A 20,781-nucleotide genomic window follows, 5' to 3' on the forward strand; every position below is an offset into this window, starting at 1 on the left:
TCTACACCACCATCAACTGATGATTCGCCAGTAAAGTGGCGAGGTCGGTATGCACGCCCGTCAGCGTGACCACGTTAGTTGTCGCAAAGCCGCCGCCCGTGCCGTCACGGTCGATCTGCACGATGGTGTCGCTGCCGCTCTGGGTGACTTTGACAAAATCACCGATGTTCCCGGCCTGCGAATCCAGCGTCGCCACACCGTTGACATAGCTGGCTTTGCCGTTTCCGGTGTAGCCGCTGCCCTGTAACAGTTCACGAATATCAATGCGATCGGTGTCGGCGGTGCCTTCCCAGGTGCCTACCGTAAAGCCATTCACCACGTCCGAACCGTTGCCCCCGGTGGCGTCACTGGCGTTAAGCAGTTTATAGAGCAAGGTGTCATGGCCGCCGTTGCCGATGTTGAGCGTGTCGTTGCCGCCGCGCCCTTCCAGTTGGTTATCGCCGCTGCTGCCGGTCAGAGTGTCATTAAAATTCGAGCCGGAAATCCCTTCGATATTGGTAAATGTCGAGGTATTAAAACCGGTGGCCTGGGCGGTGGTGACGCTTAAGTTAGCGGTCACGCCCACCGTTGAGAGACGGAAATCGACCACGTCCATGCCGCCGTTCGCCAGCCAGGTTCCTGTGCCGGAGCTGTACACCCAGCCGCCGGAACCGTCGTAGATGTCGGTGCCTGCGGTGGCGAAGAAGGTGTCGTTATAGCCAGTGCCGACAAACTTGCCGTTGTTGCTCGCCGTACCTGCTTCAGCACTGAGGTCGTAAGCGTGAGTAGCATCGGTGGCCTGTAAGCCGCCCCAGCTGGTATTCACCGTCTGGTCGATATTGCTGGCGGTAGTGCCGGTGGATTTGATCAGCAGCGCGTTGTAGGTTTCTCCCGCGTTAAGTCCGTAGAAGTTGACCAGCGCCGAGGTGTCGTTAACGCCCATCCCCGACTGCGGGTTGATGATTTGTGTGGCAACCAGCACGCCCGCCGAGTTGTACAGCTTCACGGTATTGCCGTAATAGACGTTAATACCGTTAGGATCGGTGATACGCAGGTGCAGCGAGGTGCCGTAGCTCACCGTGTTGGTGTTTCGGATCAGGAACACGCTGCCCGACTGTTTGGTTACCAGCACATCCACCGCGCCATCCCAGTCGTAATCCATTGCCGCCACGCCGCTGGTGGTGCCGCTCTGGCTGCCGCCGAGGGCCGATTGTGTCCAGTTACTGGCGTTGCTGACGTTAGTATAAAGATACGACTGTCCGGTCTGGGCGATACGGGCGATATCCATTAACCCGTCATGATCCCAGTCGACGGCCAGGCTGAATTGACTGGCGTAGGTGGTTGCCGTCGCGCCGACCGCCACCGGGCTACCCAGCACGCCGTTGGTGTTGAATAACAGCGAACCGTAGTTAGCTCTTCCCTGGCTGGCGGGCAGGAAGAGATCCATATCGCCGTCACCATCGAAATCGGCCCATGTCATGGAAACGGATGTCGAGTTTCCCCCCGAGCCAGGACTACTGAGGAAAGTATTGACGGTGTTTTGTCCCCAGACGAAGGTGCCATTGCCCTGACTTATCAACGATGAGAGGGTGAAGTTGTTGTTCAGGTTGAAAGTGTGCTGAGCCAGATCAATTCTGCCGTCATTATTAAGATCGACACCGGAACCTTCGTTGAGTGACAGATAACCTGTCACCGCCCCACCGACCGTAGCACTCCCCCCGTTATTAGCAGTGGTCGAGTTGCCTGTCAGGGTGCCGGCGTTGTTCCACAGGAAAGTGTTGGAGTCCGGCCCCCCGGCGTCGCCAATCCAGAAATCAAGATAACCGTCGCCCTCTTTATCAAACGCCACAATCGAGCCATACCACGTCAGGGTGCCAACGTTCACCTGGATGGCGCTGGAAAACGTACCATCGCCGTTATTAGTAAAGCCGTTGATATACCCCGTGCCGTAGTCATCACGGGTAATAAACAGATCGCCCGTACCGTTACGGTTGTAATCGGCGATGGAGCTGGTGGCATAGTTGTTGCCACTTTGCACCAGCGTCAGGGCGGTTTTCGACCAGGTGAGCGGATCGGTGGATCGCATAATTTGCTGGTTGGCCAGCACTGTCCACATCCCGTGTGTGTCGAGGCCGTAGGTCAGCCCCCATGCGGTGGATTTGCTGGCGGTGGTCCAGGTCGGTGTGTAATCAATCGCTGCGTTAACCGTTACCGTACCAGTGCTGACGTTAGCGGTGTTACCGTTACCCGCCGAGCTTTTCACCTGCGCGGTGACGTTATAGGCGGTCGCAGACGCCGCCAGCGCGTCGGTATCCGGCAGTTGCACATACCAGGTGTTGTGCGCCGGATCGACCACCACCGCACCGCCCGGCTGCGAAGTGTAGGTTTTGCCGTTGATCACCACTTCAACATACTGCCCGCTGGCGAGTGCCGCCGTGATTACGCCGCTGATAATCGGCGTGGTATCGCGCGTGGTTTGATTGGTGATTTGCGCAAGCGTCGTCGGAATTGAGGTATCGACCGTCAGAACAAAATCGCTGGAGGAGGTGATATTCCCCGCCAGATCCACCACTCGTGCGCTGTAGGTATAGGCACCGCTGACCAGACCACTGTCGCTGTAAGTCCAGTTCAGCGCGCCGACCATCGTTACCGCACCTAACAGCAGACCGTTACGGTAAAGGTAAACGACTTCACCGCTGGCAAGCGGCGCAGAGAGCACGCCGTTGAGCAACGGCGTGGTGTCGTCGGTGGCCTGCGAATTGCTAAACGTCCCCTGCCGCTGCCCGACATCATCGGTATACGACACAATGGTCGGCGTGGCGGTGGGGTTAATCGTATCGACCACCACCGTTTTCGATACCACCGGGCCTGTATTTCCCGCCAGATCCAGCGCCCGTACCTGATAAACGTAGCTGTCGTCGGTCAGCGTGCGGCTGTCAGTGTAAGTCCACTGCGTACCGTTGGTGGTGAGCGTGGTCCAGGTCGCGCCGCCATCGAGGCTAATCTGCGCCACTTCGCCGCTGGCAAGCCCCGCCCCCAGCGAACCGGTCAGCGTGAGCGTGGTATCGCTGGTGATAAAGTCGGTGGCCGAACTCCCCGTATCGGTGCTGATGCTGGCGATGGTGAGCACCTGCGCCGGGTTAACGGTGTCAATCTGCGCCGACTGGCTGCCGGTTGCGCCAACGTTGCCCGCTAAATCAACCACCCGCACCTGCCAGGTGTTGGTGCCGTTGGTCAGCGTACGCCCGTCCACATATGTCCAGTTCAGACCGTCTGCGGCAACGGTCACGTTCACCCAGGTTGCGCCGTTGTCGGTACTGATTTGCGCGAACTCATTAGCGCCGAGCGCCGCGCCCAGCACGCCGCGCACGGTAAGCGTGGTGTCGCTGGTAATAAAATCGCTGCTGCTGGCTCCGGTGTCATCGCTGATACCGGTAATAGTGATGCTTTTCGCCGCTTCCGGGCTGATGGTGTCGACCACCACGTTTTGCGTCGCGGTCTGCCCGACATTCCCCGCCAGATCCACCACCCGCACCGTGTAATTCCATGTACCGTCGGTGAGCGTGCGACCATCGGCATAGCTCCAGCTGGTGCCGATAACAGTTAAGGTGGCCCAGGTAACGCCACCATCAAGGCTGATTTGCGCCCGTTCATCTGCCGCCAGCGCTGCGCCGAGCGTGCCACGCACGGTCAGCGTAGTGTCACGGGTCACAAAATCGCTGCTGCTTAACCCGGTGTCATCGCTGATGCCCGCAATGACGATGGTTTTGCTCGCCAGCGGCGCGGTGGTGTCCACGGTGACTATCTGGCTGGCGGTCGCGCCGATATTTCCGGCGGTGTCGATCACCCGTACCTGATAGTTGTAGTTACCGTCGGTCAGCGTGCGCCCGTCAAGATAAGTCCAGGTTAATCCATTTACCGCCAGATTCTGCCAGGTGGTGCCGCCATCGATACTGATTTGCGCGGACTCACCAGCAGAGAGCGCCGCGCCGAGCGTACCACTCACCGCAAGCGTCGTGTCGCTGGTGACAAAATCATTAGTAATCAGACCTGTATCGGTGGTGATCGCGCTAATGGCGATGGTTTTCACCGCGGGATCTGGCGCAGTAGTGTCGATCACCACATTCTGGCTATCAGTCGCCCCGACGTTGCCCGCCGCATCAATCACCCGCACCTGATAGAGATAGTTACCATCGGTCAGCGTGCGGCTGTCGTTATAGCGCCAGGTCGTGCCAGTAACGGTAAGCGTGCTCCAGGTTACACCGCCGTCGATACTGATTTGCGCCGTCTCGTTACTGGCAAGCGCGGCGGTGAGTGAGCCGTTGACCACCACCGGGCTGACGCTGGTGATAAAGTCGCTGGCGCTAAGGCCAGTGTCGACTTGCAGGGAATCGATATTAATGCCCATCGCCGGGGCGCTGAGATCGACAGTAATGGTGTGATTGCTGCTGCCGGTGTTGCCAATGGCGTTGCTCACCGAGGCATTAATCACATAGGCATTGCCGTCCGCCAGCGCGGTGACATCGGCGCTGCCGAGGGTGTAGCTCCAGCTACCGCCCGTCTGTACCGTGGTGGTGTAGGTTTTGCCGTTTAAGGTCAGGGTCAGCGTCTGCCCGACTGGGGCGGTGGTGGTGCCGCTGATCACCAAAGACGCGCCGTGTTCCGCCGCGTTCACTACATCATCGCCCGCAAAGGTGTTGATGGTGACGGTTGGCACGTCGCCATTGAGGGTCACGCCACGGCTGGCGCTGCCGGGGTTTCCGGCCTGATCGCTGACCGTCGCGCTGATGGTGTAGCTGCCGTCGCTTAATCCGGAAAACTGCTGCGCCGGAATAAACACCGACCAGCTTCCGCCGCTGCCAACCGTTGCGGTCCAGGTTTGCCCGTTAAAGGTAACAGTGACCGTCTGACCCACTTCAGCGGTGGTGGTGCCGCTGATGGTCTGCCCGGCAAGCTGCTCGGCGTTGTTGATAATATCGTCACCCGCAACGGTGGCGATGGTGACCGTCGGCGCAACGGTGTCAACAGTCAGGGCGTGCGTGGTTTGACCGGGGTTACCGGCGCGATCGTTCACGCTGGCGGTAATGGTCTGCGCGCCTTGCCCGAGTGCTGCCAGATCCGCCGCAGGCACGTTCAGCGCCCAGGTGCCATTGGCGGCAACCGTAGCGGTATAGGTTTTGCCGCCAAAGGTGACAGTGACCGTCTGCCCCACTTCCGCGCTGGTCGAGCCATTAAGGGTTAACGGCTGCTGCTGTTCGGCGGCGTTGAGTCGATCGTCCGTTGAAACCGTGTTTATGCTGATAACCGGCGCGGTGAGATCTACCGCCACGCTGCGCGAGGCCGTGGCGCTGTTTCCTGCGCTGTCCTGGGCGGAGGCGCTAACCGTGTAGCTGGTGCCATCCGCCAGTGCCGCAACATCCGCCGCAGGCACGTTCACGCTCCAGCTCCCGTTGCTCTGAATGGTGGCGCTGTAGCCTTTGCCGTTAAGCAACACGGTCACCACTGTACCTGCGGCAAAGTTCGTTCCGGTGCCGCTCAGGGTCAGCGCACTGCCCGCTTCGGCGGCGTTAATAATATTATCGCCGCTGATGGTGCTGACCGAGAGCGACACTGCCGCCGTGTTTACCTGTACGTTGTGCGTCTGGGTGCTGCTGTTGCCTGCGCTGTCGGTGATGGTGGCGCTGATGGTTACCGTGCCGTCCGCAAGGCCGGAAATCACGCTGGCAGGCACGCCAACGCTCCAGTTGCCGCTGGCATCGGTGCTGGTGACATACTGCTGCCCGGCGATGGTCACCACCAGGCGGTCACCCGCCACCGCGCCCGTGGCGGTGCCGCTGATAATCTGCGCCTGAGCGTGTTCGACGTTGTTAATCACGTCATCGCCTGCCACGGTGTTGAAGCTGATGACGGGCGCGGTGGTATCGACGGTGACGCCTTTGCTGGCGCTGCCAGGGTTACCCGCCAGATCGCTGACCGTGGCAGTCAGGGTGTAGCCGTTATTGGCAAGTGCGGTTAAGTCACTGGCAGGCAGCGTTAAGCTCCAGCTGCCGTCTGCCTGCACCGTGGTCTGGTAGTTAGTGCCGTTTAGCGTGACGGTGAGCGTTTGCCCGGTTTCCGCCGTGCTGGTGCCGGAAACCGTTACGCCCGCCGCCGCTTCGCTGGCGTTGATGATGTTATCGCTGGCAATGGTGTTGATGGTCACCGTTGGCGCGGCGCTATCGACGCTGTATTCATGCGTTGCCGTGGCGCTGTTGCCGTTGACGTTAGTCACCCGCACCTGGGCGCTGGCATCGCCGTCACGCAGAGCCGCCAAATCCGCAGTCGGAACGGTGGTGCTCCAGCTACCGTTTGCCGCCACCGTGGTGGTGTAGGTTTTGCCGCCAAAGGTAATAGTAACGGTTTGCCCCGCTTCGACGCCGGACGTGCTGCCGGAAAGCGTTAGCGCCGCGCCTTTTTCGGCGGCGTTAATCACATCATCAGGGGTAATAGCGTTAATGCTGATGGCAACGGTAGTGAGATCAACGGTCAGCGGATGGGTAATGCTGGTTTGCGTTCCGGCACTGTTCGCGCCGCTAACGGTAATATTCAGCATTCCCGCAGGCCAGTTACTGACATCCGCCGCCGGAACGCCGACGCTCCAGGTGCCGTTCGCCAACACCGTGGCGGCATAAGTTTGGTTATTTATCACCACGGTCAGCGCCGTGCCTGCCGTAAAGCCGGAGCTGCTCCCGGTAATCACCTGCGCCTGAGCGTGTTCGATGATATTGACCACATCATCGCCTGCGACGGTATCCACCCGCAGACCGGGCAGACTGGCATCGATGGTGATATCACGCATGCCGCTGCCGGTGTTGCCAACGGCGTTGGTCACCGAGGCATTAACCGTTAATTCACCGTTACCTAACGCCTGCCAGTCGGCGGCAGGTACGCTCACATTCCAGCTTAAATCAGCCTGCACGGTGGCGGTGTAAGTTTTACCGCCCAGTTCAACGGTGACGGTGCTGCCCGCCGCCGCACCGGTTACCTGGCCGCTGATGGTTTGCGCGCTGCCCGCCTCTGAAGCGTTGATAATATCGTCCGTCGCCACCGGATTGATGGTGACGCCCGGCAGCGCGGTATTGACCTGTACGTTATGGCTGGCGGTGCTGCTGTTGCCCTGAGCGTTGGTAACGCTCGCCGTGACGCTGTAGGTGGCTTCGCCAAGCGCACTGACCGCCGAGGCAGGCACGGTGACGCTCCAGTTGCCGGAGGCATCGGTGGTGGCGCTGTAGTTTTGTCCGTTCAGGGTGACGGTGATCGCCGTGCCCGCAGGCTGATCGCTGGTGCCGGAAAGCGCCAGATTCGATCCTTTTTCCGTCGCGTTGATCACGTCATCGCCCGCGATGGTGTTGATGCTAATCGCTGGCGCGGTGAGGTTAACAGTGACGGTTCGGCTGGCGTCGTCGCTGTTGCCCGCCCTATCGCTAACGCTGGCGGTGATGCTCTGTGCGCCGCTACCGAGCGCCGTAACATCCGCCGTCGGTACGCCAACGCTCCAGTTACCGGAGGCATCCAGCGTCGTGGTATACGTTTTGCCATTGAGCACAACGCTCACCACATCGCCCGCTTCCCCGCCCGTACTGGTACCGGAGATCACCAGCGCCTGGGCGTGTTCGGCGTCGTTAAGGATGTCATCGCCCGCCACGGTGTTAATGGTGAGAACCGGCGCGGTGGTGTCTATCGCCAGATTATGGCTGGCGCTGCCGGGGTTGCCCGCTTTGTCGTTGACCGTGGCGCTGACGGTGTAATTGCTTGCGGTGAGCGCGACCAGGGCTGAAGTGGGAACGCTGACGCTCCAGCTGCCGTCCGCCTGTACATTACCGGTGTAAGTTGCGCCGTTAAGGGTGACGGTGACCGTCTGCCCGGTTTCGGCGGTGCTGGTGCCGCTGATGGTGAGCGGGTTTCCCGCCTCCGTGGCGTTAAGGATGTCATCGCTGGCGATGGTGTTTATGGTAAGCGTCGGTGCGCTGGCATCGACGCTATACGCATGAGTTGCCGACGCGTTGTTGCCGCTCGCACTGCTGACACTGGCCTGCACGGTCGCCGCGCCGTCTGGCAAGGTTGCCAGATCTGACGCTGGAACGTTCACGCTCCAGCTACCGTTGGCGGCGACGCTGGCGGTGTAGGTTTTGCCGCCAAAAGTGACGGTAACGGTTTGCCCACTTTCAATTCCGCTGGTGCTGCCAGAAAGGGTCAGATTGGTGCCTTTTTCGGCGGCGTTAATCACGTCGTCGCTGGCAACGGTGTTGATGCTGATTGCCACAGCCGTTAAATCGACGGTGAACGGATGGCTGACGCTGACCGGGTTTCCGGCGCTGCTCTGGCCTGTCACTTCAACGGTTAACGGCCCCGCAGGCCATGCACTGACGCTTGCTGCTGGAATGCCGACGCTCCAGCTCCCGTCTGCCTGTACCGTGGCAGCATAGGCCACACCGTTGATGGTGACCGTCAGCGCGGCGCCTGCATTCAGGCCGCTACTGCCGCCAGTGATTATCAGCGCCTGCCCATGTTCGATGCTGTTGACGATATCATCGCCCGCGACGGTATCCACGCGCAGACCTGGCAGGTTGGCGTCAATGGTGATATCTCGCGTGCCGCTGCCCGTATTGCCATTCGCGTTCGTCACCGAGGCGTTAATGGTCAAATCGCCATTTCCCAGTGCCTGGAGATCGGCTGCCGGAACGCTGACGCTCCAGCTTAAATCGGCCTGAACTTGTGCAGTATAAGTATTGCCACCCAGCGTCACGGTGACTGTATCGCCTGCGGCGGCGCGGGTCACCACCCCGCTGATGGTTTGATCGCCCCCGGCTTCGGCGGCGTTGATAATATCGTCGTCCGCCACGGTATTGATGGTGACGCCTGGCAGGCCGCTGTCGACCAGTAAATTCGCCTGGCTGCTGGCGGTGTTGCCTGCCGCACTGGTGGCACTGGCGCTGATGGTATAGTTAGCCTGACCTAAGGCCGCCAGATCGCTCACCGGCACGGTTAAGGTCCAGTTGCCTGCTGCGTCGGTGGTAGCGTTGTAGTTATGACCGTTGAGCGTGACGGTAACCTGTGCGCCGGTCGCCAGCCCCGTACTGCTACCGCTGATGGTCAACGGCTGGCCTTTTTCATCGGCGTTCAGGACGTTATCGCTGCTGATGGCGTTAAAGGTAATGGTCGGCAGCCCGGTATTGACCGTCACCTGATGGGTGGCGCTGCCGCTGTTTCCGGCGGCGTCAGTGACGCTGGCGTTAATGGTCACCGTGCCGTTTGTCAGTGCCGAAACAACGCTTGCCGGGACACCGACGCTCCAGTTGCCGCTGGCATCCAACACGGTGGTGAAGGTATTTGAGCCGATAGTCACCGTCACGGTGCTACCGGTTGCCGCCCCCGTGGCAGAGCCACTGATGATCTGCGCCTGGGCGTGTTCCGTCGCATTGATCACATCATCGCCTGCCACCGTGTTGATGGTGACGACCGGAACGGAAGTATCCACCGTCAGGTTGTGGTTAACCGAGGTCGGGTTTCCGGCCTTGTCGCTCACCGCCGCGCTGACGGTGTAGTTGCTGGCGGTCAGGGCGCTTAAGTCGGCTGGCGGTACGCTGATACTCCAGCTGCCGTCCGTTTGTACCGTGCCAGTATAGTTTGCGCCATTGAGCGTGACGGTCACCGTCTGCCCGGCTTCCGCCGTGCTGCTGCCGGTGATGGTCAGCGCCGCACCCGCTTCGGCGGCGTTAAGAATATCGTCGCCCGCAATGGTGTTAATGGTCACCGTTGGCGCGGTGGCATCGACGCTGTAAGCGTGGGTAGTGGTGGCACTGTTGCCGTTAACGTTGCTGACGCTGGCCTGCGCGCTGGCATCACCATCACGCAGGGCTGCCATATCCGCCGCCGGAACCGTGGTGCTCCAGGAACCATTCGCCGCGACACTTGCAGTATAGGTTTTACCGCCAAAGGTCACGGTGACCGTTTGACCAGCCTCCACGCCGGAAGTGCTGCCAGAGAGCGTTAACGCCGCGCCTTTTTCGGCGGCGTTAATCACATCATCGGCGGTAATGGCGTTGATGCTGACAGCCACCGCCGAGAGATCGACAGTCACCGGATGCGTAACGCTGACCGGGTTTCCGGCTGTAGTGCTGCCGCTCGCCGTAATCGTCACCGCCCCCGCAGGCCAGGCGCTGACATCCACCGCCGGAACGCCGACGCTCCAGGTGCCATCGGCCAGCACTGCCGCAACATAGGTTTGCCCGTTAATGGTCAGCGTGACATTGCTACCCACCGCCAGCCCAGAGCTGCTGCCGGTAATCACCAGCGCCTGACCGTGCTCGATAATGTTGACCACATCATCGCCCGCCACGGTATCGACCCGCAGACCGGGGAGATTCGCGTCTATGGTGATTTCGCGCGTGCCGTTACCGGTATTGCCTACGCTGTTCGTTACCGAAGCCGAAATGGTCAGCTCTCCGTTGCCCAACGCCTGTAACGCCGAAGCCGGAACATCGACACTCCAGCTTAAGTCTGCCTGTACCGTAGCGGTGTAAGTCGCCCCACCGAGCGTCACGGTCACCGTATCGCCCGCCACGGCCCTCGTGACCTGCCCGCTGATAGTTTGAGTTGCCCCCGCTTCGGCGGCGTTAATAATATCGTCCGTTGCCACAACGTTAATGGTGACGCCCGGTAGCGCGGTATTAACCTGCACGTTATGGCTGGTGGAACCGCTATTGCCATCAACATCGGTTGCGGCGGCGGTAACGGTATAAGTCGCTTCACCGAGCGTACCAACCGCAGACGCCGGAACGGTCACGCTCCAGTTCCCGGAAGCATCGGCAGTGGTGGTGTAATTTTGCCCGTTGAGCGTAACAGTTACCTGCGTGCCCGCAGGCTGGTTGCTGGTGCCGGAAATCGACAGATCCGCGCCTTTCTCCGTGGCGTTGATGATGTCATCGACGGCGATGGTGTTAATGGCGAGTATCGGTGCACCGAGCGCCACGCTGACAGTGTGCGAGGCCGTGCCGCTGTTGCCTGCGGAGTCGGTGACCGTGGCGGTAATGGTTACATCGCCCTGGGCCAGTGCGGAAATCACGCTGGCAGGCACACCGATGCTCCAGTTGCCGTTGGCGTCCAGCACGGTGGTGTAGGTGGTCGTGCCAATCGTCACGGAAACCGTGTTACCCGTCGTCGCGCCCGTTGCCGAGCCGCTGATAATCTGCGCCTGAGCATGTTCCGTGGCGTTAATGATGTCATCGCCCGCTACCGTGTTAATGGTGACGACCGGAGCGGCAAGATCCACCGTCAGGTTATGCGTTGCCGAGGTTGGGTTGCCCGCTTTGTCGCTGACCGCCGCGCTCACCGTATAGGGGCTGGCGGTAAGGTCGGCTAAATCGCCAGTTGGTACGCTGACGCTCCAGCTCCCGTCTGCCTGCACGTTGCCGCTGTAATTGACGCCGTTTAGCGTCACGGTCACTGTCTGCCCGGCTTCTGCGGTGCTGGTGCCGCTGATGGTCAGCGCCGATCCCGCTTCGGCGGCATTAAGAATATCGTCGCTGGCGATGGTGTTGATAGTAACGGAGGGCGCGGTGGCATCGACGCTATAAACATGCGTTGCCTGGGCGTTGTTACCCGCGACGTTGCTGACGCTGGCCTGGATGTTTGCTGCGCCATCCGGCAAGGTTGCGAGATCGGCGGCTGGGATCGTCAGCCCCCAGGTATTATCCGCGGCAACCGTGGTGGTGTAGCTTTTGCCACCGAAAATAACGGTAATAGTCTGCCCCGCTTCCACATCTGAGGTGGTGCCGGAAAGCTGCAAATCAGTGCCTTTCTCGGCGGCGTTTATCACATCGTCAGTGGAAAGGGTGTTGATGGTAATCGCCACGGCAGCGAGATCGACCGTGACCGGATGGCTAATGCTGGTTGTGGTTCCTGCGGTATTGGTGCCAGAGACGGCAATATTGACCGTCCCCGCAGGCCAGTTTGTGACATCTGCCGACGGAACGCCGACGCTCCAGGTGCCATCGGCGAGTACCGTTGCGCCGTAGGTGACGTTGTTGATGACTACCGTCAACGCCGCGCCCGCCGCCAGTCCGCTACTGCTACCGGTGACCACCAGCGCCTGAGTGTGCTCAATGCTGTTAATCACATCATCGCCTGCCACGGTATCAACCCGCAGGCCTGGCAGATTGGCGTCTATCACGATGTCGTGCGTTGCGGTGCCAGTATTATTTGCGGAATTGGTCACCGAGGCGCTGATGGTCAGTTCACCGTTACCCAGCGCCTGCAAATCTGCCGCAGGCACGCTGACGCTCCAGCTTAAATCTGGCTGCACGGTGGCGGTGTATTGATTGCCACCAATAGTGACAATCACCGTATTCCCCGCAACCGCCGTCCCCGTAACCAGACCGCTGAGGGTCTGGTTAACGGCGATTTCAGCGGCGTTAATAATGTCATCGCCCGCCACGGTATTAATAATCACCCCAGGCAGGAGCGAGTCGACATTCACCGTATGGGTGGTACTACCGCTGTTGCCCGCGCTGTCGGTGGCGCTGGCGCTAATCGAATAAATCGCCTCGCCCAATGCGCCGACCGCCGAAGCCGGCACGGTAACGCTCCAGTTGCCGGAGCCGTCGGTGGTGGCGCTGTACGCCAGGCCGTTCAACATCACGGTGACCGTAGTGCCTGCCGCCAGGCCGCTGGAGACGCCGCTGATGATCAGATCCTGGGTTTTCTCCGCATTATTAATAATGTCATCACCGGAGACAGTGTTAATGGTCAGCGTCGGGCCACTGAGATCAACGGTCACATCGTGAGTCGTGCTGTCGCTGTTGCCCGCGCGATCGCTCAGGCTGGCGGTGATGGTCTGGCTACCGGTTGCCAGCGCCGTGACATCCGCTGCCGGAATGCCGACGCTCCAGTTACCGGAAGCGTCCAGCGTGGTGGTGTAGTTTTTACCGTTCAGCGTGACGGTCACCACATCGCCTGCCGCCGCGCCCGTACTGGTTCCGCTCACCACCAGCGCCTGCCCGTGTTCGATGGCGTTGATAATGTCATCGCCCGCGACGGTGTTAATGGTGAGATCCGGCGCGGTAACGTCCACCGCCAGTGCATGATCCGCGCTTGCCGGGTTGCCCGCTTTGTCGCTCACCGTGGCGGTCACGGTATAACTGCTGGCGGTTAATCCGCTTAAATCTGTCGCCGGAACGTCCACACTCCAGGTGCCATCGGCCTGGACGGTAGTCTGGTACGTGTTGTTATTGAGCGTGACAGTCAGCGTCTGCCCGGCCTGCGCCGTGGTGGTGCCGCTGATGGTTATCCCCGCGCCCGCTTCACTCACGTTGAGAATATCGTCGCTGGCGATGGTGTTGATGGTCACAAGCGGCGCGGTGGCATCGACGCTGTACGCGCGATCGGCCTGGGCGCTGTTGCCGTTAATGTTGCTGACACTCGCCTGCACGTTGCCCGCGCCGTCCGGCAACGCAGCGAGATCGGTAGGCGGCACATTCACCGTCCAGCTACCGTTGGCTTCCACAGTGGTGGTGTAATTTTTGCCGCCAAAGGTGACGGTCGCCGTCTGCCCGGCTTCTACACCGCTGGTACTGCCGCTCACCACCAGCGTTTCGCCTTTTTCGACGGCATTGATCACATCATCGCCGGAGAGAGTGTTAATGGTTATGGCGACCGCCGCCAGATCGACGGTAACCGGATGGGTAATGGTGGAGGTTGTTCCGGCGCTGTTGGTGCCGCTTACCGTGATATCCACCGTACCCGCAGGCCAGTTGCTGACGTCTGCCGCCGGAACGCCGAGGTTCCATGTACCGTCAGCTAACACCGTGGCAGCGTAAGTGACGTTGTTAATCACGACCGTTAATGCCGTTCCTGCCGTCAGCCCGGTGCTGCTACCTGTTATCACCAGCGCCTGATTGTGCTCAATGCTGTTAATAACATCATCGCCCGCTACGGTATCGACCCGCAAACCAGGCAGATTGGCATCGATGGTGATATCGCGCGAGCCGCTGCCGCTGTTGCCCACGACGTTGGTGACCGAGGCGTTAACTGTCAGGTCGCCGTTACCAAGCGCCTGAATATCCGCCGCCGGAACGCTGACACTCCAGCTTAAATTAGCCTGCACCGTAGCGGTGTAGGTGTTGCCGCCCAGCGTGACGGTGACCGTATCGCCCGCCGCCGCGCCCGTCACCTGCCCGCTGATGGTTTGCGCACTGCCCGCTTCGGCGGCATTAATAATGTCATCGGTTGCCACTGCGTTAATGGTAACGCCAGGTAAGGCGCTGTTGACCAGCACATTATGGCTGGCGGAATTACTGTTGCCTGCCGTGTCGGTAACGCTCGCCGTTACCGTGTAGTTGGCTTCACCCAACGTGCTAGCTGCCGAGGCTGGCACCGTGGCGCTCCAGTTGCCACTGCTATCGGTGGTAGCGGTGTAATTTTGCCCGTTCAGCGTCACCGTTATTGTGGTGCCTGCGGGCTGATTACTGGTGCCGGTGATTTGCAGATCCGCGCCTTTTTCTGTGGCGTTAATCACGTCATCGCTGGCGATAGTGTTGATGCCAATGGTTGGCGCGGTGAGATTTACGGTGACCGTGCGGCTGGCATCATCGCTATTGCCTGCCGTATCGGTAATTGCCGCAGTGATGGTTTGCGGGCCGCTGCCCAGCGCAGTGACGTCTGCTGCCGGAACGCCGACGCTCCAGTTGCCGGAGGCGTCCAGCGTGGTAGTGTAGGTTTTACTGTTTAACGTGATGGTGATGACATCGCCCGCTTCCCCGCCAGTGCTGGAACCGGAGATCACCAGCGCCTGTCCGTGTTCGGCGGCATTAATGATGTCATCGCCGGAGACGGTGTTAATGGTTAAAACTGGCACGGTGAGATCCACCGCCAGGCCGTGAGTGGCGGTCGCCGGGTTACCCGCTTTGTCGCTTACCGAGGCGCTGACCGTGTACGGGCTGGCGGTCAGATTGCTGAGATCTGTTGTCGGCACGCTGACGCTCCAGCTACCGCCCGCCTGAACGGTGCCGATGTAAGCCACACCATTAAGCGTGACGGTTACCGTTTGCCCCGCTTCGGCGGTGCTGGTGCCGCTGATGGTTAACGGATTGCCCGCCTCAACGGCGTTAAGAATATCGTCGGTGGCGATGGTGTTAATGGCAAGCGTCGGTGCCGTGGCATCGACGCTATAGGCGTGGGTTGCCGAAGCCGTGTTGCCGTTAATATTGCTGACACTGGCCTGTACCGTGGCGTCGCCGTCACGTAACGCGCTGAGATCGGCGGTGGGTACAGTAGTTGTCCAGCTACCATCGCCCGCTACGGTAGCGATATAGGTTTTGCCGCCAAAGGTGACGGTGACGGTTTGCCCCGCTTCCACGCCGGAAGTGCTGCCGGAAAGGGTTAAATCTGCCCCTTTTTCGGCGGCGTTAATCACATCATCGCCGGAAACGGTGTTAATGGAGATCGCCACCGCCGCCAGATCGACGGTGACCGGATGGGTGATGGTGACCGGGTTTCCTGCGCTAGTGGCACCTGAAACCGTGATATTCACCGTCCCCGCAGGCCAGTTGCCCACATCTGCTGCCGGAACGCCAAGGCTCCATGTGCCATCGGCTAATACTGTTGCGCCATAGGTGACGTTATTGATCACCACCGTCAGCGCCGCGCCCGCCGCCAGCCCGCTGCCGCTACCGGTTATCACCAGTGCCTGAGCGTGCTCGATGCTGTTAACCACATCATCGCCCGCCACGGTATCAACGCGCAGACCTGGCAGATTGGCATCGATAGTGATATCGCGCGAGCCGCTGCCCGTGTTGCCAACGCCATTGGTGACCGAGGCGTTAACTGTCAGGTCGCCGTTGCCCAGCGCCTGAATATCCGCCGCTGGAACGTCCACACTCCAGCTTAAATTAGCCTGCACCGTAGCGGTGTAGGTGTTGCCGCCCAGCGTGACGGTGACCGTATCGCCCGCCGCCGCGCCCGTCACCTGGCCGCTGATGGTCTGCGCCACGCCCGATTCCGCCGCGTTAATAATATCGTCGGTCGCCACCGGATTAATGGTGACACCCGGCAGCGCGGTATTCACCTGCACGTTATGGCTGGCGGAATTGCTATTGCCCGCGCTGTCGGTGACGTTCGCCGTCACCGTGTAACTGGCTTCGCCCAGCGCACCGACGGCAGAGGCTGGCACCGTGGTGCTCCAGTTGCCTGCGGCGTCCGTCGTGGCGGAGTAATTTTGCCCGTTAAGCGTCACCGTAATTGTGGTGCCTGTTGGCTGATTACTGGTGCCGGAAATTTGCAGATCCGCGCCTTTTTCGATGGCGTTAATTATGTCATCGCTGGCAATGGGGTTGATGCCAATGGTCGGCGCGGTAAGGTTAACGGTGACCGTGTGCGTCTCGTTGTCGCTGTTGCCAGCCACATCGGTAACGGTCGCCGTCACGGTTTGCGGGCCGCTGCCCAGCGCAGAGACATCAGCCGCCGGAACGCCGACGCTCCAGTTGCCGGAAGCATCCAGCGTCGTGGTGTAGGTTTTACTGTTTAGCGTGACGCTGACGACATCGCCCGCTTCTCCGCCGGTGCTGGAACCGGAAATCACCAGCGCCTGCCCGTGTTCGGCGGCGTTAATAATATCATCGCCCGCAATGGTGTTAATGGTCAGTACCGGAACGGTGAGATCCACTGCCAGATTATGCGTGGTGCTCGCCGGGTTGCCCGCTTTGTCATTGACCGTGGCGGTCAGGGTGTGGCTGCCATCCGTCAATGCCTCAAGGTCTGCCGCCGGAATAGTAATACTCCAGCTGCCGTCGGCCTGTACCGTTGCCTGATAGGTCTGCACGGTCGGGCTATTGAGCGTTACCGTAACAATCTGCCCCGCTTCAGCGGTGGTGGTGCCGCTCACCGTCACGCCCGTATCGGCTTCGCTGGCGTTAACGATATTGTCGCTGGCAACGGTATTGATAATGATGGTCGGCGCACTGCTGTCGACGCTGTAGTTATGCACCGCCGAGGCGCTATTGCCGTTGATATTGCTGACGCTGGCCTGCGCGGAAGCGCTGCCATCGGTTAATAACGCTAAATCGGCAGCGGGAACGGTGGCGCTCCAGCTACCATCGCTCGCCACACTGGCAGTGTAATTTTTCCCGCCAAAGTTGACGGTGACGGTTTGTCCTGGCTCTACATTAGTGGTGGTGCCGGAAAGAGTTAAATTAGCGCCTTTTTCTGCGGCGTTAATCACGTCGTCCGTGGCGATGGTGTTGATGGTGATCGCCGCCGGCGTGAGATCGACCGTTACCGGATGCGTAATGCTTATCGGATTTCCGGCGCTACTTTCCCCGGACACGGTAACTGTCACTGTTCCCGCAGGCCAGGCGCTAACCTGCGCCGCCGTGACGCCCACGCTCCAGCCACCATCGGCCTGCACCGCAGTGGTGTATTCCACATTGTTAATCGTAACGGTAAGCGGCGTGCCTTCAGCCAGCCCCGAGCTGCTGCCGGTGACCACCAGCGCCTGCCCGTGTTCGATGATATTGACCACATCATCGCCCGCTACTGTATCGACCCGCAGACCGGGCAGATTGGCGTCAATGGTGATATCCCGCGTGCCGCTGCCGGTGTTGCCGTTTTGATTGGTGACCGAGGCGCTCACCGTTAAATCGCCATTACCCAGCACCTGAATATCTGCCGCCGGAACGCTCACGCTCCAGCTTAAACCGGCCTGCACGGTGGTGCTGTAAGTATTACCGCCCAGCGTAACGGTTACCGTGTCGCCAACGGCGGCTCCAGTCACCTGCCCGCTGATGGTTTGCGCAGCACCCGCTTCGGCGGCGTTAATAATATCGTCGGTTGCCACCGGGTTAATGGTCACGCCGGGCAGCGCGCTGTCGACCAGCACGTTATGGCTGGCGGTGTTGCTGTTGCCGATATTACTCGTCACCGCCGCCGTTACCGTATAGTTGGCCTGGCCCAGTGCGGTTACCGCCGATGCCGGAACGGTGACGCTCCAGTTGCCGGAGGTGTCGGTTGTAGTGGTGTAATTTTGCCCGTTCAGCGTCACGGTGATGGTGGTATTAACAGGCTGATCGCTGGTGCCGGTGATCTGGAGATCGGCTCCTTTTTCGCTGGCGTTGATCACATCATCGCCCGCGATAGTGTTAATGCCAATCACCGGCGCGGCGGTATCAACCGTGACGGTCAGTGACTGGCTACCCGTATTTCCGGCGCGATCAGTCACTGAAACGTTGATCGGATAACTGCCGTCCACCAGTCCGCTGACAACGGAGGCCGGAACGCCCAGACTCCAGTTGCCGGAAGCATCCACCACCGTGGTGTAATCCACATCATTCAGCGTAACGGTGACAATATCGCCCGCCTGCGCGCCGGTGACCGTGCCGCTGATGATTTGCGCCTGGGTATGTTCCGGCGTGTTAATGACGTTATCGGTTGCCACCGGATTAATGGTCACCACCGGCGGCGTGGCATCGACCAGCGCCACCCGTGAGACGCTGGTCAGGTTACCCGCGACATCGTTCACGCTGGCTGTCACCGTGGCGTTGCCGTCAGCCAGTGCGCCAACGTTGGCGGCGGGAACGGTCACGCTCCAGGTGCCATCTGACTGCACGACGCCCTGATAGGTCTGCCCATTAAGCGTGACGGTCACCGTCTGCCCCGGCTGAGCGTCGGTGGTGCCCGTGATTTGCAGATCCTGACCACTTTCGGCGGCGTTGATGATGTTATCAGCCGTCAGCGAGTCGATGCTTAAGGCCGGGGCCTGGCTGTCGACGGTAATGGTGCGGGAGGTGTTGCCGGTATTGCCGCTGAGATCCGTCACTGAAGCGGTAATCGCCACCGCACCGTCAGGCAGATTTCCCATCGCGGCGGCAGGTACCGTCAGACTCCAGGAGCCATCGGCCTGTACGGTAGTGGTAAAACTCTGTCCAGCCAGGGTTACTGTGACGGTTTGTCCTGTCTCGGCCTGTTGAGTGCTACCGGTAAGGGTCAGTGGCGCACCTTTTTCTGCGCCACTGATAATGTCATCGCCGGAGACGGTGTTAATGGTGATCAACGGAGAAACACCGACCAGCGTGATTGCTCGAGACGCCGCGCCGGTATTTCCTGCAGCATCTGTCACGGTGACGAAAATCGTATTGGCTCCGCGATCCAGCGTGCGGGTTACCGCCGGGTCCAGTGCCACATTCCAGCTGCCATCTGCCAGCACGATGCCCGTCAGGACATGAGTGCCCAATTTCACCGTTACCGTACCGCCTGGAGAAGCACCGCTGACTTGTCCGGAGATGATCTGCGCGACGGCCTGCTCGGCATTATTAAGAATATCGTCGCCCGCCACGGTGTTAACGCTGACCACGGGTGCTGAGGTGTCTACCGTGAAATTCGCGCTGTTGCTGGTGGTGTTCCCTGCCCGATCGCTGACACTGGCATTGACAGCGTAGTTCCCCTCCGCCAGTGCCTGGACCTCCATGGCAGGCAGCGTCACTTGCCAGGTTCCGTCGCTACCGACGGTTGCTGAATGGCTTTTCCCGTTGACGGTCAGGGTTACTGTTTGCCCCGCTTCTGCATTCGAAGTGCCGCTCAGTACCAGCGCGGCGTTATGTTCCGCAGCACTGACGATGTTGTCCTGAGCGATGGTGTTGATAGCAAGTGTTGGCGGCTGGGTATCGACCGTTAGCAGCTGCGCGCCAGTGACCGTATTGCCCGTGGCATCTTTCCCACTGACCAGCACCGCCTGATTCCCTTCGCCTAACGCCTGCGCATCGGCGGTCGGCACCTGCACGCTCCATCCACCGTTAGCACCTACGCTGGTGGTGTAGGTTTTGCCGTTTAGCGTGACGGTGAGTTCCGTTCCCTGCGCCAGGTTGCTCGTAGTGCCAGAAAGGGTAAACCCGGCGGCCTGTTCGCTGGCGTTAATGATGTTATCGCCTGCGGTGGTGGCGAGCTGTACGGCGGCCTGACTATTGTCGATGGTTAACGTTATCGACCCGGCGTTGGTAATGGTGCTCCCAACAATTTGCACCACCGACCAGGTGTGTTCGCCCGCACTTTGCGTAGGCAAATCGACGCTCCAGCGTCCATCGCTACCGACCTGGGTACTGGCGATGGTGTCACCATTGCTGTCTTTAATCTGGATGGTCGCCCCCACCTGTCCGCTGCCGCTAAAGGTTGGCGTAGTGTCATCGGTGATATCGTTGGCGGAAAGAATACCGCGTTGATCGCCCTGGTTATCGGTTACCAAAAACGATGGCGTGGCGTTGCCAGGCTCGGCAGGTGGCGGAGGGTTATTAACCACTTCCGTTTTTGAATCGTCGTCGCCACCGCTTGCCAGTAATGCGCCAAGCGCGCCACCGCCTACCGCAGCACCCGCCAGCCATCCCCACGGGAAGGCGCTGGTCTGAGCGACGGTATCAAGATACGGCGCAATACTTTCAATCGCGGTAGTCTGGGCGCTCAGTTCAACGGGCGCTAAGCCACCGGCGGCGGTATCGGCAAAGGTGACATGTGTCAGCTGTTGACCATCGGCAAACACCAGTTGAGATTGTTCGCTGGTATTTGCCGCTTGCAGGAAATAACCGTTGCAGCGGATCACCGTGCCGTCTTGCATATAGATCAACAGGTCATTTCCGTCACGGACATAACGCACAACAGCAGATGCCTGAGCATGAACCTGCACCACGGAGGGCTCATAAATGACAACCGTAACGTCGCCAGGATTAATCAGCGTTTGTTTGACGGATGTTTTTCGCGAAATAACATCAATAATCAGGCTCATAA

At 60.1% G+C, this 20,781-nt stretch carries 1 protein-coding gene; it reads right to left on the bottom strand.

Features of this window, described 5'->3' with window-relative positions:
- Position 1: 1 nt before the first annotated feature.
- A complete protein-coding gene (siiEA, locus tag AACU19_RS10580; protein ID WP_105278219.1) occupies positions 2 to 20,779 on the bottom strand; it encodes a BapA-related adhesin SiiEA in 20,778 nt (6,925 codons plus the stop codon).
- Positions 20,780 to 20,781: the final 2 nt, after the last annotated feature.

Origin of the sequence: Escherichia sp. MOD1-EC4550 (genome assembly GCF_963876935.1) — a bacterium.
GTDB classification, from domain to species: Bacteria; Pseudomonadota; Gammaproteobacteria; order Enterobacterales; family Enterobacteriaceae; genus Escherichia; species Escherichia coli_F.

What these genes read in the sequence shown, in the direction of transcription:
- siiEA (WP_105278219.1), bottom strand. Translation starts at nt 20,779, where the DNA reads ATGAGCCTGATTATTGATGTTATTTCGCGAAAAACATCCGTCAAACAA.